Origin of the sequence: Haloarcula sp. Atlit-7R, assembly GCF_003666065.1 — an archaeon.
Lineage (GTDB): Archaea > Halobacteriota > Halobacteria > Halobacteriales > Haloarculaceae > Haloarcula > Haloarcula taiwanensis.
In genome coordinates, this window is sequence record NZ_QXIK01000001.1 from 168,055 (window position 1) to 193,788 (window position 25,734).

Below are 25,734 nucleotides of genomic sequence, written 5' to 3' on the forward strand. Positions count from 1 at the left end.
ATAGGGGGATGCTGTATTCAGGTAAATATTCTATATTATGGATATAGAGCTCCTCATACTACTAATTTCCGCTTCCAGGTTCGTGTGGTGTGTTGGCACGCAAATCTGGGAAAGAGTTTTGAGGGTCTCTGGAGAAGCTAGCGATGAGAAAGCTATGACAGGGGACACACATCTTCGGGCGGAACTGTATCTTCGCGGAGATACCTACGGCACGTTCGACGCACAACAGCAGGTGCTCAATCGCGTGAAGCGGCTGGAGGCCAACGGCGTGTTCAGCGAGTCGATGGTCGCTGGTGAGTGGCAACGGATCAGGACGATGGCGGAGGACAAACGGTCGGAAGCCATCCAGACCTACGAGGAGTTCACGGGCTGGGCGGCCCGGAACTGTCACTCGCTCGAACCGGCATTCGAGCGACGGAACCGGAGCTACGTCGGGATGGACCGCATCGACGATGTGGTCGTGTTCCCGGTCGTCTCGCTGGCGATCTACGACGGCGACGACCTGGAAGGCGTGTTCCCGTGCTCGGACGAGGAACGGACTTACACGGTTGGCGACGCGCTAGAAGCCTTCGAGCGCGGCGACAAGGATTGGCTTGCACAGTTCGACTCGCTCTCGGTCGACCGGACCGACCCGCTGCTGGAACCGGGCGTCGACGCGACGATTTAACCGCGCAGCGCTTCGACCGGTTCCTCGCTCGCTGCTTTCCAGGCCGGATACAGCCCGCTGACGATGCTCGTCAGCACCCCAAAGGAGAACGCTGCACCGACGTACCAGGCGTTTGGCAGCCTGAAGACAGCCATGGCATCGCCGACGGCGTAGTGGTTTATCGCCAACCCGGCACCGAGACTCAGAATGACACCAGCGATGCCACCGAGGAAGCCGAGCAGCGTCGCTTCCATCAACATCACTTTGAGGACATCCCGCTTCTGGTAGCCCACCGCTCTGAGGACGCCAATCTCCTCCCGTCGTTCGACGGTGGACATCAGCATGACGTTGAGAATGGAGATGCCAGCCACGAGCAGCGAAATCGATGCGATGCCGGCGAGGACAGTGTTGATGATCTGGAACTGCTCTTCGATAGTGTCGACGAGCGAGCCGAGTTCCTGAACGAAGACTCGCTGCTCGCGGTCGTTGAGCGCGTCGCGGATCCCGATCGCCGTTTCATTGGCCTGTGTCCCGGTCGACTCGATAATGTACACTTCTGAGTAACCGCGCTGGTTGAACGAAGTAGCCGGCATGATGATTCGGTTATCGGGGTTTGTCGAGGAGAACGGGTCGCCTTCTTCGAGGACGGCCCGGACGCGGACGCTGGTCCCGTTGACGGTAATCTGGCTCCCGGGATGCAGTTCGTGCTCTTCCGCGACATCTGAACCGACGAGTGCACCAGACCGGAACGGCGATACCCGTCCCTCCTTGGCCTCGTACAACGCTGCAGGGTCTTCCACGCCGTAGATCGTTTCCCTGACCGCGTCCTCACGGTTGTACGACACCGGCTCTACGCGCGTCTTTACCGGCGACACAGTCGCTGTCGGACTTGCCTCTCTGCGAATCGTACGGATATCGCGTTCGGTGAGTTCAGTGATGTTTTCGCCGGAGTTCGGGTATACCGTGAGCTGGTTGCCGACGTTACCGAGGTTCTGGGTAAACGAGTACTGGAGTGCGACGCCGAACATTCCCAGTGAAGCGATGGCAACGACACCGATGACGATACCCAGCGACGCCAGCAATGACCGCATCTTCGTCCGCGTGAGGTTGCGCCGCGCCATCAGCGCGGCCGGGAAGAACCTACCCGCCATTCTTCCGCTCCCTCCCGATGGTGCCGTCGACCAGATGGACGGTTCGGTCGACGTACTCGTTGACGAGGTCGTCGTGGGTGACCGCGACGATTGCCACGTCGTCCTCGTCGGCGATGCGGCGGAACTCATCGAGTATCTGTCGGCCCGTCTCGCTGTCTAGGTTGCCCGTCGGCTCGTCGGCGAGAACGACCTTCGGGCTGTTGATGAGCGAGCGTGCGATAGCGACGCGCTGCTTCTGGCCGCCGGAGAGTTCGTCGGGCTTGTGATCCAGTCGGTCACCGAGCCCAAGCCGCTCCAGGAGCGCTCTGGCCCGCTTTTTGACTTTCGGATCACTGTCCAACAGCAGCGGTACCTCGACGTTCTCGACAGCAGTCAGTGTCGGCAGGAGATAGAAGTGCTGGAACACGAACCCGATTGTTTGCTTCCGGAGGCGCGTCCGCTTGCTGTCGCCGAGTCCGGTCACATCCTGTCCCTCCAGCAAGACGGTTCCCTCCGTCGGCGTATCCAGCAGCCCGAGGATGTTCAACAGAGTTGTCTTGCCACTGCCACTGGGGCCCATAATCGAGACGAACTCACCGGCTTCGAGTGCGAAGTCGATGCCCGCCAGTGCGTAGAGGGTCTGGCCGCCGGTCCGGTAGCGCTTGACCAGTCCCTGTGCGTCGATGACCGTCATACCTCGATATCGTCATCACTGCGGCGGTAGCGGCGTACGAGGACACCGACGACGACCAGTAGCGCCAGGCCGCCGGCGATGAACACCGGCAGCATACTGTTCTGGTTTCCACCCTCGCTGCCGCCGTCCTGCTCCGGCTGCTGTGCCGCACTGCCCATCTGGTTGATGTCCACGTCGAAGCGCTGTGTCTTGCGCGTGTCGTCGACGAGGTAGGTCACCTCCAGCGGCACCGACGTGACGTTCCCCGTCGTCCGGGCATACACGTCGAAGGAGACGAAGTCACTGGCCGGGACCGTGCCGACAAAGTAATCGCGGTTCGGAGTTGCCGGGGTGATGCGCTCGGTATCGACGACGCTGACGAGGACGCTGTCCGCATCCGTCGACCCGACGTTGCTCGCGCTCCCTGAAATCTGGAGGCGCCCACCCTGTCGGACCACGTCAAGACCGGTGAGGTCTATCGTTCCCGGGACGGATCGAAGCGTCGTTTCGGTTGTTGTCTGTTCCGTTTCAGTCCCGAGTTCGTAGGTGGCCGTGACAGTAACGTCAGCGCGGGGTTCGTTCATCGTGGCGTTCAGTCGCACCTGCCGGGTCGTGCTGGCTGAGATGTTCTCAAGCAGGACGCGCTGGAACGACGCGTTCTCCGACGTTGCACTGACCATGACATCCGAAAGCGGAGCGTTGGCCCCGTTAGAGACCGCGACCCGCAACGCGCGGTCAGTGCCGCTACCGACCGCAGTCGTATCGAGTTCCACGCTGTTTCGGAGCGGGTCCGACTCGATGACTTTTGACCGGGTTGTGGTGCGCGTGGTGTCACCAGCGACTGTGTAGCTGACCGTTGCGGTCAGCGAGTGTTCGCCGGCAGATTCAGGTCGGAACCGGAACGGTGCGGTTATTGACCCGTTCTGGGCGATGCTTGACCGTACCGTCCGGCTCTTTGTCATCTCGACGCCATCGCCCTCGACGACGACTTCGACGTTCGTTATCTGGGAATCGAGTCCGTTTGCGACGGTGACTTGGCCGGTCGATTCAACGCCGGCGACGGAGTCGTTAGCCGTGATATCCATCTGCGGGTGACGCTCTTCGACGTTTAGCTTCACCGGGTATCTGAGCTCGACGTTGTCGCCTGTGCCACGGTCACGGCCGTACACGATGACGCGGAGGTCCTTGCTTCCGGACGAATCAAACGAGGCGGTCAAGGGTACCTCCAGTGTGCTGCCCGGGGAAATCGAGCCCAGATTCGAAACGCGTTCGTACTCGGTGATTCCTCTCCCACCCGATTTCCGAATTGCAATGTCGTTGATTTCGAGCGGTGAATCGCTGCTCTGGAGATTCCGGACAGTCGTGTCGAACGTGACGGTTTCACCCGGTGCTGGTGATGACGGCGATACCTCGACGTTCGAGATCGACGCGTTGACGCTCGCGCCGGCGACTGACAGCGGAAGCGAGCCGATGACGACTAAGCAGGCCAGTACAGCCACACTGTGACGCATCAGGCGGTCACCTCTGGCTGTGGTACTCGTATGCCGGTCCGACAACTCATCGGGAGGACGCTATCGGGGACCGTTGCCATGTGCGCCGGTCCGTTCCGGTCAATGTTAAACATGCTGCATATATCTGAGTGGGAAACTGATATCATAGCGCCCCTCCCAGCGGTGGATATGCGCGTCATCTGTGCCGGCCACGTCAACTGGGACGTGACGCTCCACGTCGACCACCTCCCGGAACCCGACGGCGAGGGGCGTATCACCGACCGGTCACAGTCTAGCGGGGGGAGCGCATCGAACGCGGCCGTCGCGCTGGCCGGGCTCGATGCGGAGCCGCTAGTTCTCGGTAGCGTCGGGCGGGACGACCACGGAACCATGGCTCGGCGCGAACTGTCGGCCACCGGTGTCGAGACGGTGTTGATCGAATCGGACAAGCCGACGGCCGTGAAGTACCTCATCGTGGACGAGAGCGGCGACGTTGCAGTGCTTGGAAACGACGGGGCCAACGAGGCGTTTGGCGCGTCGGACCTCCCAGCCGAGGCCCTGGCCGAGGCGGACCATCTCCACCTGACCGGACAGGATCCGACGACGGCTACAGCGCTCGCACGCGATGCCACGGCTGCGGATGTTCCGGTGAGCTTCGACCCCGGCCGCCGGCTCCCGTACCGCGATTACTCGTCGGTACTCTCACATGCGGATATCCTGTTTTGCAACGACCGGGAGGCCGACCACGCCAGAGACAGCGGGCTCTTCGAAACAGTGCCGACAGTTGTTGTCAAACACGGGGACTGCGGCGCGACCGCACATGTCGGTGACCGAACAGTCACGAACGCCGGGTATCCGATAGACTCTGTGGACACTGCAGGCGCGGGCGACGCGTTCGCTGCCGGGTATCTGCTCGCCAGCGCACAGGAGAGCGGCCCAGAGCGCGCGCTCGCAGTCGCCAATGCCTGTGGCGCACTCGCGGCGCAGTCACCCGGCGCACAGACGACGCTCGACTGGGAGTCGGTGTGGGCCCTCGTCGACAGCGGGCACTCACCGGACCCAGTTTAGTTCGCCTGTATTTCTTCGACGAGCCGCTCAAACTGCTGGCGGTACTGGGCTTCGGCACGAGCGGTGGCGAGGCCGGACTCGTCAGCGAAGGCTGCCTCGAAGCCGGCCATCCGCCACAGGAGCGTCGAGAGCTGATAGAGGGGGCGTCGCTGCTCGTACCCCTCGTCGAACTCCATCGTGCGCATCTCTTGATACCCCTCGTGAAACACCGTCCGGAGCGAGTCGCGCAGTTCCGGGTCCTGAAACGACGAGTCGATAAAGAGAAACTCCGTCTGTGCGAGGTTGTACTCCGGCAGTGCCGCGAGCACATCCTGCCAGTCGAGGACCGCCGTGATCGGCGCGTCCGCCGTTTGCTCGAACATCAGATTCGCCGGCCTGAAATCGTCGTGAACCAGTCGCGGAACGCCGTCCTCGGGCACCATACTCAGTGCCGGTTCGATACAGTCCCACGCTCGGTCTGTCATGTCCTCGAAGGGCGTCCCGGCAAGGTGCGACAGATGTGATCTGGTGAGACTCTCGAAGTACTCCCGCCAGTTGCCCATCCAGTCACTCACGATGATCCGGTCGTCGTGGAGCGTGAGTCGGCCGAACGCCTCGAATCCGATCTCGGAGTGCATATCTCCGAGGATCCGACCGGACTGTGCCAGCACCCGCTGTCGGTCGTCAGTGGAAAGCCCGGCGAACTCCTCGGCGAGATTCTCGCCGTGGATGCGCTCGGTGACGAAATACGGCGGGACATCGGCGTCGGGGTTGTCCTCGTAGACAAGGATGCGTGGAACAGGGACATCGGTCCGGGCGGCGACGAAATCGTGGAGACAGGGTTCGACGGCGAACGGGACATCGCCCTGTGGCTTGAACTTCACGACGACCTCATACGCCTCACCGTTGTGGCGCAGCGTTACCATGTAGACATCGCTCTGGTGGCCCCCACCCGGAGTCTCGAACTGGAACCCCTCGTAGTCCGGGCCTGACTCTTTCAGCACGGCTTCGATGTCCTGTTCCGGGGTCTGCACTGCCATACCATCTAGTGGGCGAGCAAATAAATCTGTCAATCCCGCCACGGACAGCACTGGCACCCGGTTCAAGCGCCGTCGGTGGCCATCTCTACGCTACGAGGAGTGAAACGGTGAGACCGGTTTCGTCCCGTCGGTCACTTCGAATCGTGCGCCGCCGGCCCTGCTCTCGGTCACAGAGATGTCCCAGCCGTGGGCATCAGTGATCTGTGCGACGATAGACAGGCCGAGGCCGCTGTCACTGCCTGAGAGAGCGTCGACCGAGAGCAGGTCGTTCAGTTTGTCGGGCGGGATTCCTGGTCCGTCGTCGGCGACGTAGAAGCCGATTACTCGGCCTTCGTTCCGCGCATCCGCACTGCCTATGTCGGCTGCCCCGCTGTCGACAAGTGGGCCGACCCAGACGGTCACGTCGTCGCCCGCGTGGTCCGCCGCATTCCGAAAGAGATTCTCGAACACCTGTTTGAGGCGGTTCTGATCACCGAACACCGGGGCGGACCCTTCGATCTGCAACGTCGCGTCGGCTGTTCGGGCCATCTCCCATGTCTGTTCGACAATGGTGTCAAGCGATATGGCAGTGCGGTCTTCGACTGCATACCCCTCTTTGGCAAGTGTTAGCAAGTCGTTGATGAGTGATTCCATGCGAGCCACGCCTTCCGCCGCGTCGTCAAGGTGGGACAGGTCACCGCTCTCTCGGACGAGTTCAATGCGTCCCTCGACAACGTGAAGCGGGTTTCTGAGGTCGTGTGAGACGACACCGATGAACTGTTCCATCCGGTCGCGCTGGACGCGGAGGTCATGCTCGCGCTCGGCTTTCTGTAGTGCCGCCTGAACGTGCGTCGCGTACATCCTCGCGAGTCGAACCGTTTCATCGTCGAACGTAACGGGGGTTAGCGACCCAATGTTGATAACGCCGTACTCGGTAAGCGGGAGGATGATCTCGCTGCTGACGGGGGAGTTTTCGTTGTACTGGCGCTGCTCGTCGTCGAGTTCCGAGTACGTCCGCACTTCGTCCTGCTCGAACGCCTCCCACGAGAGGCTGTTGCCGGGTCGGTAGGTAACCGGCCAGTCGAACACCTCGTCCGCCCGCTCCGTCGACGCGGCCAGCTGTAGCTCCGTCGCGTCGCTGTCATACAGCCACAGTGCTCCGAGTGGCAGGTCAAACACAGACGAAATCTCCGACATTGCGATTTCGCAGATCTCTCGCTCGGACTCCGCAGCCATCAGCTGTCGTGTTACAGCCTCGAACGAATCGAGATCGAATGTAACGGTTAACTCCCCACCCATCCCGTACAAATCATGCAACTCAGTATATAAAACTCGGTGATTCTGTGTCAGTGATACGTTACACGGCGTCGCCAGTCCGCCGATGTCGCGGGACCTATGTATGCACAGTCCTCAGGAAGCAGTATGCGAACGGTCGAAATCGACGGCCTCCCGGTGGGTGATGGCCACCCAACGCGCGTCATGAGCGTGCTGAATATGAGTTCGAACTCCGGGTACAAACCGAGCGTGTATCTGGACCCAGCCGAAGCCGCCGACGCTATCGAGGAGAACCTCGTCCCCGCTGGGGCAGATATCATTGATGTCGGTCTTCAGTCGGCGAACCCCAAATACGAGTCCAAACCGGTCGAGATGGAGAAAGACCGGCTCGAAGAGGTCGCGCCGCTGGTCGACGAACTCGACGCCGATGTGCCGCTGTCGCTCGAAACGCGCTACGCTGAGGTGGCCGAAGAGGCCATCGGCCACGGTTTCGACCTCATCAACGACGTGTGTGGCTTCGCCGACCCGGAGATGAAAGGCGTCGTCGAGGACCACGATATGCCGGTCGTCAAGATGGCCAGCCCGCCGGACCTCTCCCGGCCCGGCGCACTGAAAACTATCGACGACATCTTCGAGGCGCTCCTGCGAGACGGGTTCACGGATAGAACCATCATCGACCCGGCCTTCGGCGGCTGGTACGACGGCAAGGAGTTCGAGGACAACTGGGAGATGTTCCGTCGGCTGCGGGAGTTCCGTGCCTTCGACCGGCCGATGCTCACCGCGACCAACCGTGAGGACTTCCTCGGCGATCTGGCCGACCAGCCCGAGACGGAGAACCAGCTCGCCGTTTCGCTGGCCGCAGCGACGATGGAAGTCGAACGCGGCGCACACATCATCCGAACACACGATACGCAAGAGACACATGACGTGGTCAAAGTGGCCGACGCGCTCGGTGACGAGCGGACGACGCGGGCTGAGACCGACTCCGGCCCCACCGTGTCGGAACTGACAGACGTGTCTCTGCGTGAGGTCGCGCGCCATCAGGCCCTCGGTGAGACGGTCGCCGGCGGCACCGACAACGGCGCGACGCTCACGTTCCTGCTCGGCGACCTGACCGACGACGCCCGCTCGAGTATCCGGGCTGTCGCCGAGGTGACTGACGTAGTGGTGGTCGAGAAAGACAGCGGCAGCCTCTACGTCGGTGGTGCCGCGGCTGCGCTGAAGGTCGTCACCGACAGCCTCGCCGAGGACGGACACCGGGAGCTTGCCGGCGAACTACGGGCCTCGCTGTCCCGGCGTGTGTAGGCACCGCGGCTGGTCCGTACTTGCAATGACGGGATTTTCACAGACTACTCCGGAGCGGTCCCACAGTGGCTGTCCGTGGAGACGAGCGAATTACGCGGAGCGGTCTGCGAGTCGAAAAAGTCACTAGCCGCGCATCAAATTCAAGACCTCATCGACGACATCAGGTTCAACCGCGATAACGTAGCGGCTTCCTGGCGTCAAGGTCGTGTCGGCACGGGCGATCCGCTCACCGTTATCGTCGGAAACAACCAGCGTCCCCTCGGGAAAGCGTACGTCTGTGAGTGCTTTTCCGGCGGCTGGAGCGCCGTCAGCGACGCGGACGAGCATGATATCGAGGTTGCCTGTCACGTCGGCAAGCGTCTGGACATCACTCCCAAGGATTTCGTTCGCTGCCACCCTCGCACCAGCCCGTTCGGGAAAGACCACCGCATCGACAAATCGGGTGTACGCTTTACCGGCTGTGCGGTCGATTCGTGCGACCGTCCGAATATCTGGTGTCAATTCCGACGCAGCTAAACACACCGCGAGGTTCAGCCCGGTTTCACCCGTGAGCGCGGCAATCGCGTCCGCTCGGTCGATGCCTGCCTGTTCGATGATCTCCGGATTCGTCGCGTCGCCTCGGATAACCGTCGCGACCCACTGATCGGCGATTTCCGAGACCATCTGTTCGTCCCGTTCGATGATCGTCACGTCGTGCCCGCGGTCGGCAAGTATCTCGGCTGTCTGGAAGCCGACGCGGCCACCGCCTGCGATGATAATGTCAAGTGTTCGGGTCATGAGTTAGTCTTCAGCCTCAGGTGTTATTTCGCTGGCGGCAGTCGCCTGCTCGCGGTCCGATTGCTGTTTTACCCGTTTGAGGGCGAAATACACGACTGCGCCGAGCACGATCCATGCGACGCTGAGTGCCAATGCCAGTGGGTCCGTCCGGAGCAGAAACTCTATCAGCACCCCGGTCAGAATTAGATTGAGTGCGATACCGATTATCGGTGGTGCCGGGTAGTATGGCATCTCATACGGCCGATTCATGTTCGGTCGTTCCCGGCGGAGCCTGATGACCGCGACGTTGACAATGATAAACGAGAGCAGGAAGAACAGGCTCGACATATTGCCGGCGCTCTGTGTCGGCAGTGCAACTGAGCCAAGCATCACGACGGCACTGGTGAGGATAGCAACGAAGGGCGTCCCGTAGCGGTGGTGTATCTGGCCAATCGAAGGGAGTAACTGCCCTTCGCGCCCCATCGAGAACGCGACGCGCGACGACGCGATGACGACGGCGTTGAGGGCGGTAAGCGTCGAGAACACAGCCCCGAAGACGATGAGTGCCCCACCGTTCTGAATAACCGGGAGCCCGGTCGGCATGAACGACGTCGCGGCCGCGGCGATACCGGCTTCGCCAGCGTCGGCGAGTCCCTCGGCTCCGAGCGTTCCGATAGCGACTGTCACAACTGCCAGATAGACGACGACAGTCACAGCGAGGCTAATAAAGATCGCTTTCGGGATGTTTTCCCGCGGGTTCTGTACTTCCTCCGTGACAGTGGTGATGAGGTCGTACCCCTCAAAGGCGATGAAGGTGAGCCCCATCGCCGGCAAGACGGCAGCCGCTCCGCTCCCCTCCGGGAACAGTGGCTGGAATTCGGCTCCCGAAAACATCGGTGACGCGAACCCGAACGCGACGAATACCACCAGAATAGACACTTTGATTATTGTGAAAATCGTCTCGACACTACCGCTGGCGGCCGTCGAGACGGCGTTGAGCGCCACGAGACCAAGAACTGCAATAAACGCCAGCAAAAAGGCCGGCGGGAGCGCTGTATCAATGACCGGAACTGCAACGGCGCCGACCTCGTCCGGTGACGGGACCACGCCGTAGACGTGCAACAGTTCGAGAAAGTTCGGCGCAAATCCCAGTGCATACAGCGCTCCCGCAATCATGTAGGCGAACCAGAGCATCCAGCCCATGATGAACGAGGCGAAGTCGTCGAATATCTCCCGCACGAACGCGTATCCACCGCCGCTCTTTGGAATCGAAGCGGCGAGTTCCGCGTACGAAAGTCCTGTGAACGCCGTCACGACGCCGTTCAGTGCGAAGACGAGAATCGCGGCTGGGCCAGCGATTTCGGCGGCCAGTCCCGTTAACACGAAAATACCGGCCCCAATCATCGCACCCATCCCGATCATCGTCGCGTCGAGGAGTCCGAGTTCAGCCTCGGGCGACCGCGTCTGGCTCTTGCTCATTGCGTTCTGGTTGTAACTGGCGCGCTGTCCATCGTACGCTGTATGTGCTTCGCTCGGTCCATTTGAGTACCGGGGGGAGTTCTCCTATTGTAAGAACTGTGATGGGATTTCATTAAGCCTTCTGCCGCGTGACCGCCGATTCAGCCAGTTGCGTTCCCGCTCGGTTAGAACTGGCGGGGCATTGAAGATAACACATCGATAACAGTACAACAATGGCCCGGACAAAGCGATTCGTCATCGCCGGCGGCGGCCGCGTCGGGAAACAAACCGCCGAAAACCTCGTTGAACAGGGGCACGACGTCCTACTGATCGAGGCCGATGCGGAACGCGTCGAGGCGCTATCGGATGCGTATATCGGCCCAGTTATCCACGGGGACGCCACGCGACCGTCAATTTTGGAACAGGCAGACCTGTCAGAGGCTGACGCTATCGCCGCACTCACTGACGAACCGGGCACGAATCTCGCCATCTGTATGGAGGCACAGCAGTACGCACCCTCGATTCGGACCATCGCGAGAGCAGAGACGGAGACGGACCAGGAGTACGGTGAAGTCGTCGACGCAACGCTACTTCCCGAATATCTCGGTGGAGACTACGCGGCCGATATACTGACCGGTGAGGATATCCGAACGCTCGTCTACCCAACCGCTGACCTCGATATCATCGAGGTGAGTGTTGCTCCGTCGGCCCCCGTTGCAGGGCGTCGTCTCGACGAGATCGCGCTTCCGGCTGGCAGTCTCCTGATTTCGACGGCCGATCGAACGGAACTCGCAGGCGCTGAAACGGTACTGGAGCCTGACGAGCAGTATATTCTCGCCGTCGAAACCGATGTCGTCGACGAAGTGTTGAATCTCATGCGCGGGTAACAGACCGAGTTGTCAGCCTGATAGTCAGCATCTCTTATTATTTATTCGTATGCGAGAAAACGGATACACACGCTTAACAGCGAGTAGGTTCTCCCACCACTATGACCAGTGAGCCCACGGACGAGGGTCTCCTCGGCCACGTACTTCTTCCCGTCACCGACGAGGATGACGCGCTGGCGACGGCGCAGGCGCTCGAACCGTACGAACCAAGGAGCGTGACCGCCTTGCATGTCGTGGAAAAGGGCGGTGGCGTTCCGGACAAGACACCGGTCGAACAGTCCGAAGAACTGGCCACAGAGGCGTACGCTGCCGTCCGGACAGTGTTCCCTGACGCCAGCGAACACACCGCGTACGGCCGAGATGTCGCGGAGACAATATTCGAGGCCGCTGCGGAAGTGGACGCCAGCGCTATTGCCTATCGGTCCCGTGGCGGGAACCGACTCATGCAGTTTCTCTCCGGTGACGTCTCCCTGAAACTGGTGACAAATTCGGACCGGCCCGTCATTGCACTCCCCCGAGAGGATGGAACATGAGCGAGGAAGACCTTGCCAAGGACCTCGGACCGCTGGCGGCGCTGACTATCGGCGTCGGGACGATGATCGGCGCGGGGATCTTCGTCCTCCCGGGCGAGGCCATCCTCAAGGCTGGGTCGCTGGCGTCCGTGGCGTTCATTCTGGGCGGCGTTATCGCCATGTTCACGGCGTTGTCGGCTAGCGAACTCGGCACAGCGATGCCGCGTTCGGGCGGGGCCTATTACTACGTCAACCACGCGCTCGGGCCGATGTTTGGCTCGGTCGCCGGCTGGGCCAACTGGCTCGGTCTGGCCTTCGCGAGCGCGTTCTACATGGTCGGGTTTGGCCGGTACATCGCCCGCATCTTCGGTCTCTCCGGCAGCGTCGGCGTCGATCCGATATCGCTCACCGTCGTGAAACTTATCGCACTCGTCGGCGGGGCCTTCTTCGTCCTCATCAACTACGTCGGCGCGAAGGAAACCGGGCGACTGCAGAACATCATCGTCGTCCTGCTTATCGCCATTCTCTCCGTGTTCACACTCCTCGGAACGCTCCGGGCCGAGCCGTCCAACCTGCCGGCCGCTACTGACGTGGTTACGACTCTGGAGACGACGGGACTCATCTTCGTCTCCTATCTCGGCTTCGTCCAGATTACGAGCGTGGCCGAGGAGATCAAAGACCCCGGAAAGAACCTTCCGCGTGCAGTTATCGGCAGCGTCGTCATCGTGACTGTCATCTACGCGCTCGTCCTCGTGATCATGAGCGCGGCCGTTCCGCAGGGGTTCATCGCGGACATCATCAGCTCCGACGCCGAGAACCCGATCGCCGTCGTCGAGGTCGGGAGCTACATTCAGGGGGCTGTAATGGGGGGTGCGCTCCTGTTCGGCGGCTTGCTCGCCACAGCGTCCAGCGCGAACGCCTCCATCCTCGCGTCGTCACGCATCAATTTCGCGATGGGCCGTGACCGGATCGTCACGCCGGCCCTCAACGAGATACATCCCCGCTACGGGACGCCGTACAGGGCAATCGGCATTACCGGCGGCCTGATTCTCCTGTTTATCATCATCGGGGACCTGACGCTGCTCTCGGGCGCTGCGTCGGGCCTGCATCTCATCATCTACGGATTACTCAACGTCGCACTCATCGTCATGCGGTACGTGAATCCGGAGGAGTACGCACCGGATTTCGTGGTGCCGTTGTATCCTCTACTGCCGATTCTGGGAGTCGTGCTCTCCTTTGCCCTACTGGTGTTCGTTGCCAGCGACGCCCTGTTGCTCTCCTTTGGCATCGCCGCCGCAGCGATACTGTGGTACGGGTTCTACGCTCGGTCGCGCACCGAAAAACAGGGCATCCTGTCGAAACACATCATCTCGCGGTCCGACGAAATGCCGGACGCGGCCGTCAGCGCGGCCGCCGGCGTCCAGCCCGATGGCGGGCAGTACCGCGTGATGGTCCCACTAGCCAATCCTGCACACGAACAGGACCTCATTACGCTCGCCAGCGCCATCGCCAAACAGCGCGGCGGAACCGTAATCGCGACCCACATCGTCACCGTCCCCGACCAGACGGCGCTTTCGGCTGCCGCCGACCGATCCGATGAGATCGACAAGAGCTCACAGCAACTGCTCGATAAAGCTCGCGAGGACGCCGAGACGTTCGGCGTCGATGTCGAAACACACACCGTCCTCTCGCACAAGTCCTACGAGGCTATCTTCGACGCCGCCCGCACGCAGACGGCGGACCTCGTCGTGATGGGATGGGGGCCAGACGCGCACGGCTCGCCCGGGCGGGCGGAGTCTGCCATGGACGAACTCACAGAGACAGTTCCCTGTGACTTCCTCGTGCTCCGTGACCGCGGGTTCGACCCCTCGCGTATCCTGCTTCCGACAGCCGGTGGGCCGGACTCCGAGCTGTCGGCCGCCATCGCGAAACTGTTACAGTCCGAATATGGTTCCGACGTGACGCTGCTTAACGTCGACGACGACCGCGAGGCAGGCAAGCAATTCTTGCGGGAATGGGCGGCCGAGCAGGGGCTTGAAGACGCGGAGCGCCTCGTCAAATCCGGCGATGTCGAGACCGCGATCCGGAACGCTGCCACCGATTCGACGCTGCTCCTCATCGGCGCGACCGAGGAGGGTCTACTTCGCCGGCTCGTCTCCAAGTCGCTCGTGCTGGACGTTGTCGACGACGTGGAGTGTTCCGTCCTGCTGGCGGAGAAACGCCGCGACCGCGGCCTGCTTGAGCGGCTGTTCTGAGTAGCTGGTACGTCTGCCCGCTGACTACCCGCTCTCCTGGCTCACTCGACGAACCCGCTACACCGGCACCGCTGCATACCGTTTCGACGCCTCACAGTAGTCTCTCGTGAAGGTCATAGAACGATCCGATGGTGAGATGGGGCTCGCCGGCGAACGAGTCCCAGGGGCCGTCATCGCGATTGACCCAGACGCCCTGCATCCCGGCGTGCATCGCCCCGTACACGTCGAAATACCCTGCAGTGACGTGGGCGATTTCCTCGATCTCAGTCGACGTCCGGTCCGATGCGTGACGGTACAGTTCCGCCGCCGGCTTGAACGTCTGGATCTCGTCGGCACTGACAGTGTCTTCGAGCAGGCCGCCGATACCGGCGAAATCAACCATGGAGTCGAGCATCTCGGGGTTCCCGTTCGAGACGACATAGAGGTCGTAGCCGGCGTCGTAGAGTTTGTTCATGCCGTCACGAACGTCGTCGAACACGTCGAGTTCGTGGTAGACGGCGAGAATCTCGTCGCGCTCCTCGGTAGTGATGTCGACGCCGTGGACATCGAGGGCGTACTGGAGCGCGTCGCGGTTCATCTCGTAGAACGGCTTGTAGGCGTCGATCTGGTTAGCGAGGAACGTGTACGCCAGTGAACGAGAGCGCCAGAGCCGGGATACCGGTTTGGGGTCATCTACCCGGTCGGCGAGGGCTTTCTGAGCCGCCTCAACGTCGACGATGGTGCTGTACGAGTCGAACGTAATCGTCGTTACGCGGTCCGGGTCGAACGGCATAGGCCCCCGTAGAACCGGGTGCCTCATATAGCCGGTCGCCGAGCCGGACGCACAGCTGTTCGGCACGGGCAGACTCACGACGCTGGGCGTGTTGTGGCCGGTTCCCGCTCAGTGCGCAGACGTCTCCGAGAGGACGGTGACACAGTACACGCCGATGATGATGCGCAATATCCCGACGGCACCGGGGAGGTCGATAGGCCGGTCGAACACGACAGTCCCGATCGCCACGACACCGACGATTCCCAGCGCGGCCCAGGTGCCGTAGACGACGCCGAGACGGGGAACGGGACGTGGGAACCCTTCTGAGAGTTTCAGCGACGTTGTCCCGAGCAGTTCGGACACAATCACGGCTCCGAGGAAGGCGTATGGGTTCACTCGTCGAGAATTGTGGACAGATACGATACATTTCGACTGTCGTCACCTCACCAGTCCCCTTTCCGAGACGCTCCCGGCCCAGTTGACCGTCCTGTGAATAAACCGCGGACAACGGGCGACACTCCCCCTCTCATGTGGCTTTATCTCCCGTGCGGCCGCACTGCGAGCCATGTTTCAGGTACATACGTTCCAGCCGACAGGAGTACGGCCGGTCGCCGCTCGACGCGTGGAGGGCGACAGATGACAGCGCGAGACGTGTATCTCCCGGTCGCAGCCCAGCCGTCGGTCGACACGCTTGTCGGGATGAGCCAGCAGGCCGAGGACAGCGGCTACGACCGGGTCTGGCTCCCGGAGACGTGGGGGCGGGACGCAGTGACGACGCTGACCAGCATCGCCGAACACACGTCGGCGGTCGGCCTCGGCTCATCGATTCTGAACGTGTACTCGCGGTCGCCGGCGCTGCTCGGCCAGACCGCAGCGACACTGCAGGAGGTCTCAGACGGCCGCTTCCGCGCTGGCGTCGGCCCGTCCGGGCCCATCGTCATCGAAGGCTGGCACGGCCGTGAGTTCGAGAGCCCCCTCAAGTACACCCGAGAGACAGTCGACATCATGAAACTGGTACTCTCCGGGGAGACCGTCGACTACGACGGAGACATCTTTTCGCTGTCCGGGTTCCGGCTGCGCTGTGAACCGCCCGAACCCGCGCCCCCCGTGGATGCCGGCGGTCTTGGACCGAAATCAGTCGAACTCGCCGGTCGCTTCGCCGACGGCTGGCATGCGCTCATGCTGACCGCTGACGGCCTTCGGGACCGGCTCGAAGACTTCGAGCACGGCGCGGACCTCGGCGACCGCGACCGCGCCGACCAGCGGGTAACGCTGTCGCTGACGTGCTGTGCGATGGACGACCGGGAGCAGGCCCGCGAACTGGCCCGTCAGCACGTCGCGTTCTACATCGGCGGGATGGGGACGTTCTACCGCGACGCGCTGGCCCGGCAGGGGTACGAGGACACCGCCTACGAGATCGCCGAGCAATGGGGGTCGGGCAACAAAGCGGCCGCCGTCGACGCGATCAGTGACGAGCTACTGGACAGCATTGCCGTTGCCGGGACACCTGAAGAATGTCGTGACCGTATCGCACAGTTCGAGGCTATCGATGGCGTGGACGCGATTAACATCTCGTTCCCCCGCGCTGCAGAACGGGACACTATCGACGCGACCATCGACGTGTTAGCACCCTGAAGTGGGGAGTGGCTTTCAGTCGGTCACTACCGGCTCGATGGCGTCGCGACGGCCATCGAGAACGTTGAAGCGCTCGCCACGGCGCTGTTCTAGCCAGCGAAGCAGGCGCTCGGCCCAGCGGAGCTTCTGCCGCTTTTCAGCAGTGACGGACGGATCCTCGAAGTCCCATCCGGGGAATACCAGCGAGGCAGCGCCGAAGTGGTCCGCGAGGAACGCGGCGCGGTCGCCGTCGGTGAAGCCGCCGTAGTTGCGGACCGGCGGGGCGGGTGTCGCCTGCGTCGTCGGTACAACGAACTCACTGTCGTAGGCCGGAATGTGTGTCTCCAGTGCGGGGATGTTGTCACCGTGGGCGTGGGCGACAACCGGCGTCCCGGCGGCAGTCAGTTTCCGCCCGGTATCGGCGTTCTTGTCCAGGTCCGTAACCATACAGTCGACGGCGACGCCTGCCGCCTGGAGACGGTCGGCAGCAGTGGACGCCGCGAGGACCACGTCGGCGTCGGCTGCACGGTCGGCCTCGGTTTCCAGTGACGGGCCGGCTCCGGCGATAGCCACCGATGCACCGTCGAGTCCGAGGGTCGTCGGGTCGTATGTGCTATCGTCGCCGAGCAGTTCGACGAAGCGGTCACAGGCGAGCTCGTCGCCGTCACGAGGGTACCCGAAGTCGTCGAGAATGTCCGAATACACTGGCTCCCAGGTGTGAAATTCCATCTGTTATCAGACGCCACGAAGTGGACATGCTTCTGTCTTGTTTCCCCGGTCAGTCACACTGCACGACGCTGTCACTGGCCCGGAGCGTTGCTGTCGCTACCGGATTCGTGGCCAGATAAACCGAGTTGAGCCGAAATGGCACGTCCGTGTACCCCTACCCGGGTGCCCTTTCGGCTTTCACCCCTTTCTTTCGAGGCCTCCGGTATAAGTTTTCTCTTACCGTCAGACACGAATGGCAGACCTCACGGGCAGCGATAACTTGTTCCACCCCGTAGCTACGCCAGCACTCCGCGACAGCCTCAAGACGGGGCAGTCCTTACGGAGGACAAATGGTCCCGGAACTGTCGGTGAGTGCGCAAGACGGTGCAGTTCCGGATTCGCTGGTGATCGTCTCGAACCGCGAACCGTATAGCCACGAGCGGGGCGACGACGGCGAGATACGGGTCCAGTCCGCCGCGGGTGGCCTGACGAGCGCACTCGACCCGGTGATGCAGTCACGGGGTGGCACCTGGGTCGCCTGGGGCAGCGGCGACGCCGATATGGCTGTCGCCCACGAAGGTATTGTCAAAGTGCCGCCGTCGGACCCGGCCTACGACCTGAAACGCGTCCCGCTCTCCGACGCGGCGGTCCAGGGCTACTACTACGGCTACGCCAATCAAGTGCTCTGGCCCCTCTGTCACGAGGATACGGGCCGGATGTGGGCCGAACCAGCCTACTGGGAGCAGTACCGCGCCGTCAACGAGCAGTTCGCCGAGGCCGTCGACACGGTCGCTGACGCGGGCCAGCCGGTCTGGTTCCAGGACTATCATCTGGCGCTCGCCCCTAAACTGCTCCGGGAGCGACGGCCGGAGGCAAGGCTACTGCAGTTCTGGCACATCCCCTGGCCCGCGCCGTCGGTGTTCCAGCACTGTCCCCACAGCGACGCGCTACTCGACGGACTGCTGGCGTGTGACGTCATCGGCTTTCACACAGCAGGGTACGCCGAGCAGTTCCTGCACTGCGTCGATAGTGCGTTCTCCGCGGCAACCATCGACACGGACACCGGGACAGTCACCCGGAACGACGAGCGGACGCGAGTCGTCGCGAACCCCCTAGGTATCGATGCCGAGGGGGTCCGGGACCGAGCGCGTGCTGCCGGCGTGGGCAGTGTCCGCGATACCGTGCTGGGCGGCAGTCGCTCGGACACGTCCATCCGCCTCGCGCTCGGCGTCGAACGGCTCGACTACTCGAAGGGCATCCCCGAGCGGATTGAGGCGCTGGCGCACCTCTGGGACCGGCGGCCGGACCTGCGAGGGGAGTTCACGTACGTGCAGAAGGCAAGTCGAACGCGGGAGGGGATTGCCGCCTACCGACGGTACCGAGCGGACGTCGTCGATGCCGTCGAACGCGTCAACGACCGCTTCGGGACCGATGACTGGCAGCCCATCGTCTACACCGAAGCCACCCTCGACAACGAGACGTTGGCCGGGCTGTACCGGGCTGCCGAGGTCATGGTCGTGACGCCACACCGCGACGGGATGAATCTCGTCGCCCACGAGTATCCGGTCGCCTGTGTTGATGGTGACGGCGCACTCGTACTGAGTGAACTGGCCGGCGCGGCGACCCATCTCGACGGCGCGCTAACAGTCAATCCGCACGATATCGGTGCGATTGCGGACACCATCGAGCGGGCGCTGGAACTGGAGGAAGCGGACAGAGCAGACCGGCTGGCGCGCTTGCAGCAAAGCGCCGAAGCGCTCGACAGTTCACAGTGGGTCGCCAGACAGTTCAGCCCCGGGCAGTCACCGTAGGGGGCCGTCAGTTACCGGCGCTACGCGTTCGACAGCCAGTCCGGCTCCGCGACGGTGGTATCGTCGACCTGCGAAACGGAAAGCGACAGCGTCACCGTCACCGGCTGGCCGTCCCGCTCAGTGGTCACCCGGTACTGGAACGACCGGATGACGCCATCCTCGTCAACAAGGACGGTTGCACTGGCCGAGTCCGTCGTCCCGTTGGCCGAGACGGTCGTCGAGACAGCGTCGTCGGCCGCGAAGCCAGTAACGTTACCCCCGGTCGCTTCGAACCGCGAGACCCTGTCACCGTCGACCGTCTCGGTACCGGCGTACGTCCAGTTGATGTCCGACCCCAGTGACTGGAGCAACGAGCGGTCGATGACACTGCTCTCGTTGACCGGCTGGACCGACCCGTCGTACGGCGGTGACGCAGCCCGGATCTCCGTCATCGCCTCCTCACCGCGGGTGAGGACACGGCGCTGTGTGGTGGTTCCATCGGCGGTGTACGTCGTTGTCACCAGCGTGTCGCCGCCGGCCTGAACCAGTTCGCCCTGCGCTAGCGACCGGTCGTTCGCACGGTCGATAGCAACGGTCCGGTTGATGAACACCGACCGGTTCTCGCCGTCGCGGACCGTCGAAAGTTGGAACGACAGCGACGTGGTAAACGACGAGTTCGACAGCCGCTCGAAGTGTCCGCGTTCGATAGCCGCCGCATCGAAGCCGGACGAGCCGGGTGCGGGGCCGTTGACGTCAGCCGAGGTCGATGTTATTTCGGTGTCTGTTCCAGCTGTACCCGATTCAGTGCCCAACAGCCCGCTACAGCCAGCGGACGCTATCAGTAGCACCGCAAGTGCAAGCGAGAGATGACGGCGTTCGAGAGACATATCGGTGCCACTGTATCAGTGGGTTAGTTCGTTATGGCCGTTCAGCTGTCAGATTCCGTCCGGCTTCAGGGTATACACGGACTCGATGACCGTCCCGCTGCCGTCGCGAGACTGCGGCGATGCCGGTCCCGTCCGACCCGCGTCAGACGCCCGTCATGCACGTCATGAGGGTTTAATACGAACGAAAACGCTATAGGAACCGTGCCACTCGGCTCCGACCCGCTGTCCGAACTCGACATTCCCGACGGAACAACCGTCGAGGAACACGACCTGGTGACCGACGGTGATGTCATCGTCGGCGGCCAGTCCACCGTGGAGTTCGGCGTGCGCGGGCGGACGGTCATCGCCGACGAGCGAGTCCGCTTTGGCGGCCACATCGAAGCCGAAGGTGACTGTCGGCTGGATATGTGGTGTGACGTGGCGGACAACGTGCTGGTCGGCGAGGACGCCTACATCGGCGAACGAGTACACATCGGCGGCGAACTCCGTGTCGCGGGCGACCTTGATATCGGCGACGACGTGGACATCGAGAACGGGTTCGAGGCGAACGGCTGGATCGTCATCCGCAATCCGATGCCGACCATCGTCTTCCTGTTCGTCTACCTCTCACAACTCCTCCGCATCGGCGAGGAAGACGCGGCCGAGGAAGTAATCGACGAGATGCTAGACGACGGCAGTGACGAGCACGACCCGGTTCTGATTCCACGCGGCGCGAGCGTCTCGGATGACGCCTGGCGCGTGTCGACGCCAGCGACGGTCGGCGACGACTGCCGGCTCCACGGAAATATCCGTGCAAAATCACTCGAAGTCGGCCGTGACACGGTTGTCTTCGGAAGCCTCCGCGCGAAAGCCGACATCGTGGTCGGCCGGGGCACAGAGATCAAAGGGGACGTAACGACCCGCAACGGGACCGTCCGCGTCGGCCCGGGCGCGAAGGTCTGGGGCGACATCTCGGGGACGACCGTCGAACTCCACGAGAACGCGACGGTCGACGGGACGATCCGGGCCAGCGAAGAGATGCGAATGCACACCGAAGCGGTTCTGGACCGGCCGGACGAGTCCGCTGCGGCGATGGCGGAAATGGCCGAATCGCTTGAAGCTGATACTGACACTACGGAGCCAGCCACCGAAGAGAGCGAGTCCAACGATACCGATCCGGCGGTTGATGTAACAGCGGACGATACCGCTGCCACTGCGGACAGCGCGGCAACCGACGGCGGCGATGGGACTGGCGCAACGACTGGCAGCGATGCTTCAGAAGCCGATTCCGACGTCGAAGAGGCGGCGGAGTCCGCAGAGTAACTGCCCGGACGCTATTTTGCGTGAGAACCGTCCCGCCACAGCATCAGCTCTGAGTCGCACCACTCACAGCCGCCGGCAGCGAAACTCCGTGGCCCGGCCCGTCGATATCGATGCCCGGACCGAACGCCATCGATGGCGGCGTTTCGTCGAGCAACAGGTGGCCATCTAGGTCGACGTAGTCGAAGGCACCGAGCCCAGCGGCGAGGTGAGCGCTCGTCGCAATCCCGGTCGCGCCTTCGAGCATACAGCCGAGCATACAATCGAGCGAGGCGGCCTCGGCGATTGTCGCAATTGCCGCTGCCCCGAGGAGCCCGGACTTCCCGAGTTTGACGTTGATCACGTCGGCAGCCCCGTCGCGAACCACGGTAGTTGCGTCCGCGGGCGTGAATACGGCCTCGTCCGCGGCGACGGGGACCGAGAGTCTGTCGCGGGTCCTCGCAAGACCGCGGACATCGTCCTTCGGCGTCGGCTGTTCGACCAGAGCGAGGTCGACCCCAGCCGTCGCCACCTCGTCGACAAACTGCTCTGTAGCCTTCGGCGTCCAGCCCTGGTTCGCGTCCACGGTAATCGTTGCGTTGGGTGCGGCGTCTGCGACCGCAACGGTTCGGGCCACGTCGTCGTCAATCGCGCCGCCGGTTTTGACCTTTATATGGTCGAAGCCCGCGGCCGCGGCACGGGTGGCTCGCTCGGCTGCCGCGTCGGGCGCGACTATCGGAACGGTAATATCGGTGGTAACTGGGGTCGGCGCTCCGCCGAACAGCTCCGAGAGCGGGATACCGCGGTCGCGACAGTACGCGTCGAGCAGCGCCGTCTCGACGGCGAACAGTGCCGTAACCGCTCCGGGTACTGCGGCCCGCACCTCACCGGCGAGTTCGCGGTAGTCGGCGAGGGACGCTCCCTCAAGCATCGACGTTACCGACCGGGCAGTCGCCACGGCAGCCGGCTGCGTCTCGCCGGTCACTGGCGGTAACGGGGACCCCTCCCCGTGGCCGACGACGCCCGAGTCCGTCTCGACCAGAACGACCAGATTCCGCGCTTTCTCACGAGTTCCGAGCGAGATCTCGAACGGCTCGCGGAGTTCGCGATCGAGCGATTCGACAGAGACACGGTCGATACGGGTCATAGCGCCTCCAGAACAGCTGTGAGGAGTGTCTCCGGGCCGTCATCGTCGTAGATGTTCGCCGCCGGAAGCCCTGTTCTGGCGGTTTCCGCCTCCGGGTCCCCCCAGGTCGAGAGGGCGGCGACTGTCGTCTCTGTGAGGGCGGTAATCGCGCGGCATTCGGCCTCGACACCGGCTACAGTGAGGTCATCGAAGTGGGACCGGGCCTCCCGAGAAGGGTCATCGGCCAGTACGACTGCGTCGGGGGCCGCTCCGTGGAGCAGTCCGAGCGTCACCCCGCCGTATGCGGTGTGCGTGAGGGCGGCCTGCCCTTCGACGAACACGATGTCGTGGTCCGTCGCAACGTCGAGCACCATGTCCTCGACGACGCCCGAGACGAAGTCAGCCGGGACCCGGTCGATGACGACGCCGCGGTCCGCGCCGACGAGGATGCCGGTCTGTCCCGTCGCGACCCAGCCGGCGTCGAGTCCGGCATCGGTCGCGGCCCGGTACAGTTCAAAGGTCGTCGTTCGCTTCCCGACTGCACAGTCAGTCCCCATCGTCAGGACGACGTCTGCGTCGGCCGCAGCCCCGCGGCCGTCACCGAGCGTCAGATCGGTGACGGCTGGAGGTTTCCGAACGTCAACGAGGTCGACACCGTGTTGCTGTGCGCGCTCGGTCCAGGCCGGGCGCTCGCTCAGAAAGACGTGCAAGCCGGAGACGATATCACAGCCCCGCTCCATCGCGTGCTTGATTGCCTCGGCCCATGACTCCGGGAGGTCACCACCAGCGGGCGCGACGCCGATGACAAGGACGGCCGCGTCCGGGGCCCGATCCAGCGCTTCGGTGACGGTTTCGACGACCGGGACGCTGTCGGCAGCAGGCCACTCAAGAGCCGCTCCGGCGTGAGGGCTCGGACACGTCGAGTCCACGACGGCCTGCGCGTCGAACAGCTCTCCGTGCATAACGATACCGTTGGCCGTCTTACCTTCCGGCTGTCCGAACTCCCCCTCTGCGAGCACAACGGCGGGCGTGCCTTCGTCGTATTTTCGCCGCAAGTCCATACTGAAGGACACTGCGGGCGTGACTGACAATCCAGAGCCTTACATGTGTGGCCTCCACTGAGAGTACTGGAGGACGACAACCGGTAATGAAAGCAAGAACAGGCGAGCGCTATCGCGTCACAGAACCCGGAGAGAACGATGGCCACTGACGGCTCCGATATGGCCGCGTCCCCGTCCAGCGGCGGTCTCCAGTTGACACTCAAACTGGAGCATCCCGACTGCTGGATGCGGGAAGTGACGGCGGCCACTGCAGCCAAACTGCTGGTCAACGCGGCGTATCTGGTCGACGGGAAGGTCAAAGCCCACGTCGTCGCATACGCTGAGTCGGCGGCCGCGGTCGAGGCGCTCGTTGCGGCGACCCGGGCATCCGACCACACCCATGCAGTCACAGAAATGGATACTCGTCGTAGCTTCGGCGGGATATCGGCACCGGTAAACAAAGCGACGCGCACGCTTCTCGTCGAATACGGCCCCGAAGAGAGCATCCACGACGCGCTGGTCTCACACGGGTTCATGAATCAAGAGCCGATCCGAATCCGCGACGGGACCGAGTACTGGACGGTCGCTATCGACGAATCGCGGACGACAATACAGGAGAAGCTCGACGCCGTGTGCGCACAGAAAGACGCGACGATCACCGTGACCCAGATTACGTCCGCGACCACCGGAAGCAGGGAGCGGGACGAACTGGCGGTCCGACAGCTTTCCGACAGACAGCGCGACGTGTTCGAACTGGCCCGCGAACGCGGCTATTACGACTACCCGAGAGAGGTAAGCGGGAGCGAGCTAGCCGACGAGCTCGGTATCGCGAAGACGACGTTTCACGAACACCTCCAGAAAGTCGAGGCCACGCTTCTCGGTCCGAGAGACGCCGACCGGGGCTGACGACAACACAGGGTCTCGGCTCACCGGCCAGTTGTCGTGTCTCCTGTCACAGAGCAGGTGGCAGCGTTCCAAGCTTGCGACGACAGGCGCGACAGAGCGCTACTGGGCTCCGAGTTCCGATTCCAGCTCCTCAACGACGTCTTGCAACATCGATGCGAGTTCCTCGTTCGGTGGGAGCCGATACAGTGGGCCGGAGATGTCGAGCGCGCCGAGGACGCCACCATGTGGGGCGGTAACCGGCACGCCGACCGAACGAAGCCCCTCGACTGCTTCCTGATCATTCACCGAGTAACCGCGCTCTTCCGTGCGTGCAATGTCGTCCAGAAGGGTTTCTCGGTCGGTGATTGTGTACTCCGTCTCAGCAGGCAATCCCCACCGGTCGAGAATTTCGTTGACTCTGGTTTCCGGCAACGCGGCGAGGATCGCCTTGCCGACTGCCGAGTTGTGCAGGTAGTAGTACCGACCCACCTGGAACCCTTTCGACGGGACGTTAGCGACGACGTTGAACAACGTTATCGCACGTCCGTACTCTTCGATGGCAAACGTGACTTCCTCACCACAGCTATCGGCAAGTTCGTGTGTTTTGCGACGGGCGACCTCGTACCACTCGTTTCGGGTCCGGGCGCCCTCTCCGAGGTGGAACAGCTTCATGCCGAGTCGGTACTGCTCACCCCGCTTGACCAGATACTCCTGATCCAGGAGTGTCCTGAGGTGAACGTGAATGGTGCTCGTCGAGAGGTCCAGCCGGTCCGCAAGCTCACTCATTCGCGCCTCCCCCAGCTCGTTTACCGCATCAATGATCGCGAGGGAGGTTTCGGTCGTCTGGAGACGACGACCGCTAGAGCTGTCCATACCACAGTGGACTCGACACCAGTATAAAAAAGTCCGGTCATAGTGGAACAGGTTCTGTCGATATTATACCATTCGCTGATATTATTCGGCCTAGTGATTGCCACGAGTTATATTTTTAGAGTATATGTCTGAAATTGTGTCCACTCAGTTCAATCTGGACGATATTCAGGGGTAATACACCACTCGAATTCCAATCCTAGCGGAGTTTTATATGTCTACAGCGACGGCGACGGGATGAGAATTTACCAGAGGCGGCTCCGATGATTTGTTACCGCTGAGTTAGCTATTATCATGAACTTTTGCGTGTGTATTTGACGAGGCACAGAATG

General features: G+C 62.5%; 24 protein-coding genes. 10 read left to right on the forward strand and 14 right to left on the reverse strand.

The window, feature by feature from the left end:
* Positions 1-154 precede the first annotated feature (154 nt).
* Positions 155-667, forward strand: a complete 513-nt coding sequence (locus D3D01_RS00910; RefSeq protein WP_121510940.1) for an HTH domain-containing protein — start codon at positions 155-157, stop codon at positions 665-667.
* Here the strand turns inward: D3D01_RS00910 and D3D01_RS00915 are convergent.
* The 3 genes from D3D01_RS00915 to D3D01_RS00925 are packed head-to-tail and all read right to left on the reverse strand — an operon-like array spanning position 664 to position 3,960.
* On the reverse strand, positions 664-1,797 hold the full coding sequence (locus D3D01_RS00915) for an ABC transporter permease (RefSeq protein ID WP_121510941.1): 1,134 nt from the start codon (positions 1,795-1,797) through the stop codon (positions 664-666). The two genes, D3D01_RS00910 and D3D01_RS00915, sit on opposite strands and share 4 nt — an antisense overlap.
* Positions 1,787-2,470, reverse strand: a complete 684-nt coding sequence (locus D3D01_RS00920) for an ABC transporter ATP-binding protein (protein WP_101349644.1) — start codon at positions 2,468-2,470, stop codon at positions 1,787-1,789. The genes D3D01_RS00915 and D3D01_RS00920 overlap by 11 nt, the downstream gene beginning before the upstream one ends.
* Entirely contained in the window at positions 2,467-3,960 is a 1,494-nt protein-coding gene (locus D3D01_RS00925) for a hypothetical protein (protein ID WP_121510942.1), read from the reverse strand. Before D3D01_RS00925 ends, D3D01_RS00920 begins: the two co-directional genes overlap by 4 nt.
* A 168-nt stretch (positions 3,961-4,128) precedes the next feature.
* On the opposite strand from D3D01_RS00925, the gene D3D01_RS00930 reads away from it, so the two are divergent.
* Positions 4,129-5,007 carry a carbohydrate kinase family protein gene (locus tag D3D01_RS00930; RefSeq protein WP_121510943.1) on the forward strand — a complete coding sequence of 293 codons (879 nt, stop codon included), beginning with the start codon at positions 4,129-4,131 and terminating at the stop codon, positions 5,005-5,007.
* Here D3D01_RS00930 and D3D01_RS00935 read toward each other — a convergent pair.
* A complete protein-coding gene (locus tag D3D01_RS00935) occupies positions 5,004-6,020 on the reverse strand; it encodes a phosphotransferase family protein (RefSeq protein ID WP_121511308.1) in 1,017 nt (338 codons plus the stop codon). The genes D3D01_RS00930 and D3D01_RS00935 overlap by 4 nt on opposite strands.
* A 96-nt stretch (positions 6,021-6,116) precedes the next feature.
* A complete protein-coding gene (locus D3D01_RS00940) occupies positions 6,117-7,304 on the reverse strand; it encodes a HAMP domain-containing sensor histidine kinase (RefSeq protein ID WP_101349641.1) in 1,188 nt (395 codons plus the stop codon).
* A gap of 123 nt (positions 7,305-7,427) precedes the next feature.
* Here D3D01_RS00940 and D3D01_RS00945 point away from each other — a divergent pair, with 123 nt between their 5' ends.
* A complete protein-coding gene (locus D3D01_RS00945) occupies positions 7,428-8,585 on the forward strand; it encodes a dihydropteroate synthase (protein WP_121510944.1) in 1,158 nt (385 codons plus the stop codon).
* Positions 8,586-8,708: 123 nt separating this feature from the next.
* Here D3D01_RS00945 and D3D01_RS00950 read toward each other — a convergent pair whose 3' ends face one another.
* Both D3D01_RS00950 and D3D01_RS00955 read right to left on the reverse strand, forming a co-directional pair.
* Positions 8,709-9,362, reverse strand: coding sequence for a TrkA family potassium uptake protein (locus D3D01_RS00950; RefSeq protein ID WP_121510945.1), 654 nt, complete (start codon positions 9,360-9,362; stop codon positions 8,709-8,711).
* Between the two features lie 3 nt (positions 9,363-9,365).
* Positions 9,366-10,820 (reverse strand): APC family permease, encoded by a 1,455-nt coding sequence (locus D3D01_RS00955; protein WP_101349638.1) that lies wholly within the window; start codon positions 10,818-10,820, stop codon positions 9,366-9,368.
* 212 nt (positions 10,821-11,032) lie between these two features.
* On the opposite strand from D3D01_RS00955, the gene D3D01_RS00960 reads away from it, so the two are divergent.
* The 3 genes from D3D01_RS00960 to D3D01_RS00970 all read left to right on the forward strand — a co-directional run bounded on the left by D3D01_RS00960 (position 11,033) and on the right by D3D01_RS00970 (position 14,453).
* Positions 11,033-11,686: a TrkA family potassium uptake protein gene (locus D3D01_RS00960; protein WP_121510946.1), complete on the forward strand. Its 654-nt coding sequence runs from the start codon at positions 11,033-11,035 to the stop codon at positions 11,684-11,686.
* 101 nt (positions 11,687-11,787) lie between these two features.
* Positions 11,788-12,219 (forward strand): universal stress protein, encoded by a 432-nt coding sequence (locus D3D01_RS00965; RefSeq protein ID WP_121510947.1) that lies wholly within the window; start codon positions 11,788-11,790, stop codon positions 12,217-12,219.
* Positions 12,216-14,453: an amino acid permease gene (locus D3D01_RS00970; RefSeq protein ID WP_121510948.1), complete on the forward strand. Its 2,238-nt coding sequence runs from the start codon at positions 12,216-12,218 to the stop codon at positions 14,451-14,453. The genes D3D01_RS00965 and D3D01_RS00970 overlap by 4 nt, the downstream gene beginning before the upstream one ends.
* A gap of 91 nt (positions 14,454-14,544) precedes the next feature.
* Here the strand turns inward: D3D01_RS00970 and D3D01_RS00975 are convergent, their stop codons facing one another.
* Positions 14,545-15,225, reverse strand: a complete 681-nt coding sequence (locus D3D01_RS00975; protein ID WP_121510949.1) for a haloacid dehalogenase type II — start codon at positions 15,223-15,225, stop codon at positions 14,545-14,547.
* Between the two features lie 108 nt (positions 15,226-15,333).
* Complete coding sequence (locus D3D01_RS00980) at positions 15,334-15,600, reverse strand: multidrug efflux SMR transporter (RefSeq protein ID WP_101349633.1); 267 nt, start codon at positions 15,598-15,600, stop codon at positions 15,334-15,336.
* A 240-nt stretch (positions 15,601-15,840) separates the two neighbouring features.
* Between D3D01_RS00980 and D3D01_RS00985 the strand changes: the two genes are divergently transcribed.
* The gene (locus D3D01_RS00985) at positions 15,841-16,839 is read left to right on the forward strand and encodes a TIGR04024 family LLM class F420-dependent oxidoreductase (protein WP_121510950.1); all 999 of its coding nucleotides are present in this window, start codon (positions 15,841-15,843) and stop codon (positions 16,837-16,839) included.
* Positions 16,840-16,854: 15 nt separating this feature from the next.
* Here the strand turns inward: D3D01_RS00985 and D3D01_RS00990 are convergent, their stop codons facing one another.
* Positions 16,855-17,547, reverse strand: coding sequence for a 6-hydroxymethylpterin diphosphokinase MptE-like protein (locus tag D3D01_RS00990; protein WP_121510951.1), 693 nt, complete (start codon positions 17,545-17,547; stop codon positions 16,855-16,857).
* A gap of 329 nt (positions 17,548-17,876) precedes the next feature.
* Here D3D01_RS00990 and D3D01_RS00995 point away from each other — a divergent pair, with 329 nt between their 5' ends.
* The gene (locus tag D3D01_RS00995) at positions 17,877-19,337 is read left to right on the forward strand and encodes a trehalose-6-phosphate synthase (RefSeq protein WP_121510952.1); all 1,461 of its coding nucleotides are present in this window, start codon (positions 17,877-17,879) and stop codon (positions 19,335-19,337) included.
* 20 nt (positions 19,338-19,357) lie between these two features.
* On the opposite strand, the gene D3D01_RS01000 is transcribed toward D3D01_RS00995, so the two are convergent.
* Positions 19,358-20,203 (reverse strand): hypothetical protein, encoded by an 846-nt coding sequence (locus D3D01_RS01000; protein WP_121510953.1) that lies wholly within the window; start codon positions 20,201-20,203, stop codon positions 19,358-19,360.
* A 201-nt stretch (positions 20,204-20,404) separates the two neighbouring features.
* On the opposite strand from D3D01_RS01000, the gene D3D01_RS01005 reads away from it, so the two are divergent.
* Positions 20,405-21,505, forward strand: a complete 1,101-nt coding sequence (locus D3D01_RS01005; RefSeq protein ID WP_101349628.1) for a polymer-forming cytoskeletal protein — start codon at positions 20,405-20,407, stop codon at positions 21,503-21,505.
* 43 nt (positions 21,506-21,548) lie between these two features.
* Here the strand turns inward: D3D01_RS01005 and D3D01_RS01010 are convergent, their stop codons facing one another.
* Both D3D01_RS01010 and D3D01_RS01015 read right to left on the reverse strand, forming a co-directional pair.
* A complete protein-coding gene (locus D3D01_RS01010) occupies positions 21,549-22,628 on the reverse strand; it encodes a dipeptide epimerase (protein WP_121510954.1) in 1,080 nt (359 codons plus the stop codon).
* Complete coding sequence (locus D3D01_RS01015) at positions 22,625-23,668, reverse strand: DUF1611 domain-containing protein (RefSeq protein ID WP_101349626.1); 1,044 nt, start codon at positions 23,666-23,668, stop codon at positions 22,625-22,627. The genes D3D01_RS01010 and D3D01_RS01015 overlap by 4 nt, the downstream gene beginning before the upstream one ends.
* A gap of 138 nt (positions 23,669-23,806) precedes the next feature.
* Between D3D01_RS01015 and D3D01_RS01020 the strand changes: the two genes are divergently transcribed.
* The gene (locus D3D01_RS01020) at positions 23,807-24,553 is read left to right on the forward strand and encodes a helix-turn-helix domain-containing protein (RefSeq protein WP_121510955.1); all 747 of its coding nucleotides are present in this window, start codon (positions 23,807-23,809) and stop codon (positions 24,551-24,553) included.
* A gap of 99 nt (positions 24,554-24,652) precedes the next feature.
* On the opposite strand, the gene D3D01_RS01025 is transcribed toward D3D01_RS01020, so the two are convergent.
* Entirely contained in the window at positions 24,653-25,405 is a 753-nt protein-coding gene (locus D3D01_RS01025; RefSeq protein WP_121510956.1) for an IclR family transcriptional regulator, read from the reverse strand.
* Positions 25,406-25,734: the final 329 nt, after the last annotated feature.

Coding starts and splice junctions, on each gene's coding strand:
- D3D01_RS00960 (WP_121510946.1), top strand. CDS start 11,033: ATGGCCCGGACAAAGCGATTCGTCATCGCCGGCGGCGGCCGCGTCGGG.
- D3D01_RS01015 (WP_101349626.1), bottom strand. CDS start 23,668: ATGGACTTGCGGCGAAAATACGACGAAGGCACGCCCGCCGTTGTGCTC.
- D3D01_RS00985 (WP_121510950.1), top strand. CDS start 15,841: ATGACAGCGCGAGACGTGTATCTCCCGGTCGCAGCCCAGCCGTCGGTC.
- D3D01_RS00970 (WP_121510948.1), top strand. CDS start 12,216: ATGAGCGAGGAAGACCTTGCCAAGGACCTCGGACCGCTGGCGGCGCTG.
- D3D01_RS00965 (WP_121510947.1), top strand. CDS start 11,788: ATGACCAGTGAGCCCACGGACGAGGGTCTCCTCGGCCACGTACTTCTT.
- D3D01_RS00920 (WP_101349644.1), bottom strand. CDS start 2,470: ATGACGGTCATCGACGCACAGGGACTGGTCAAGCGCTACCGGACCGGC.
- D3D01_RS00950 (WP_121510945.1), bottom strand. CDS start 9,362: ATGACCCGAACACTTGACATTATCATCGCAGGCGGTGGCCGCGTCGGC.
- D3D01_RS01000 (WP_121510953.1), bottom strand. CDS start 20,203: ATGTCTCTCGAACGCCGTCATCTCTCGCTTGCACTTGCGGTGCTACTG.
- D3D01_RS00940 (WP_101349641.1), bottom strand. CDS start 7,304: ATGGGTGGGGAGTTAACCGTTACATTCGATCTCGATTCGTTCGAGGCT.
- D3D01_RS00955 (WP_101349638.1), bottom strand. CDS start 10,820: ATGAGCAAGAGCCAGACGCGGTCGCCCGAGGCTGAACTCGGACTCCTC.
- D3D01_RS00930 (WP_121510943.1), top strand. CDS start 4,129: ATGCGCGTCATCTGTGCCGGCCACGTCAACTGGGACGTGACGCTCCAC.
- D3D01_RS00915 (WP_121510941.1), bottom strand. CDS start 1,797: ATGGCGGGTAGGTTCTTCCCGGCCGCGCTGATGGCGCGGCGCAACCTC.
- D3D01_RS00910 (WP_121510940.1), top strand. CDS start 155: ATGACAGGGGACACACATCTTCGGGCGGAACTGTATCTTCGCGGAGAT.
- D3D01_RS00925 (WP_121510942.1), bottom strand. CDS start 3,960: ATGCGTCACAGTGTGGCTGTACTGGCCTGCTTAGTCGTCATCGGCTCG.
- D3D01_RS00945 (WP_121510944.1), top strand. CDS start 7,428: ATGCGAACGGTCGAAATCGACGGCCTCCCGGTGGGTGATGGCCACCCA.
- D3D01_RS01020 (WP_121510955.1), top strand. CDS start 23,807: ATGGCCACTGACGGCTCCGATATGGCCGCGTCCCCGTCCAGCGGCGGT.
- D3D01_RS00990 (WP_121510951.1), bottom strand. CDS start 17,547: ATGGAATTTCACACCTGGGAGCCAGTGTATTCGGACATTCTCGACGAC.
- D3D01_RS01025 (WP_121510956.1), bottom strand. CDS start 25,405: ATGGACAGCTCTAGCGGTCGTCGTCTCCAGACGACCGAAACCTCCCTC.
- D3D01_RS00975 (WP_121510949.1), bottom strand. CDS start 15,225: ATGCCGTTCGACCCGGACCGCGTAACGACGATTACGTTCGACTCGTAC.
- D3D01_RS01010 (WP_121510954.1), bottom strand. CDS start 22,628: ATGACCCGTATCGACCGTGTCTCTGTCGAATCGCTCGATCGCGAACTC.
- D3D01_RS00995 (WP_121510952.1), top strand. CDS start 17,877: ATGGTCCCGGAACTGTCGGTGAGTGCGCAAGACGGTGCAGTTCCGGAT.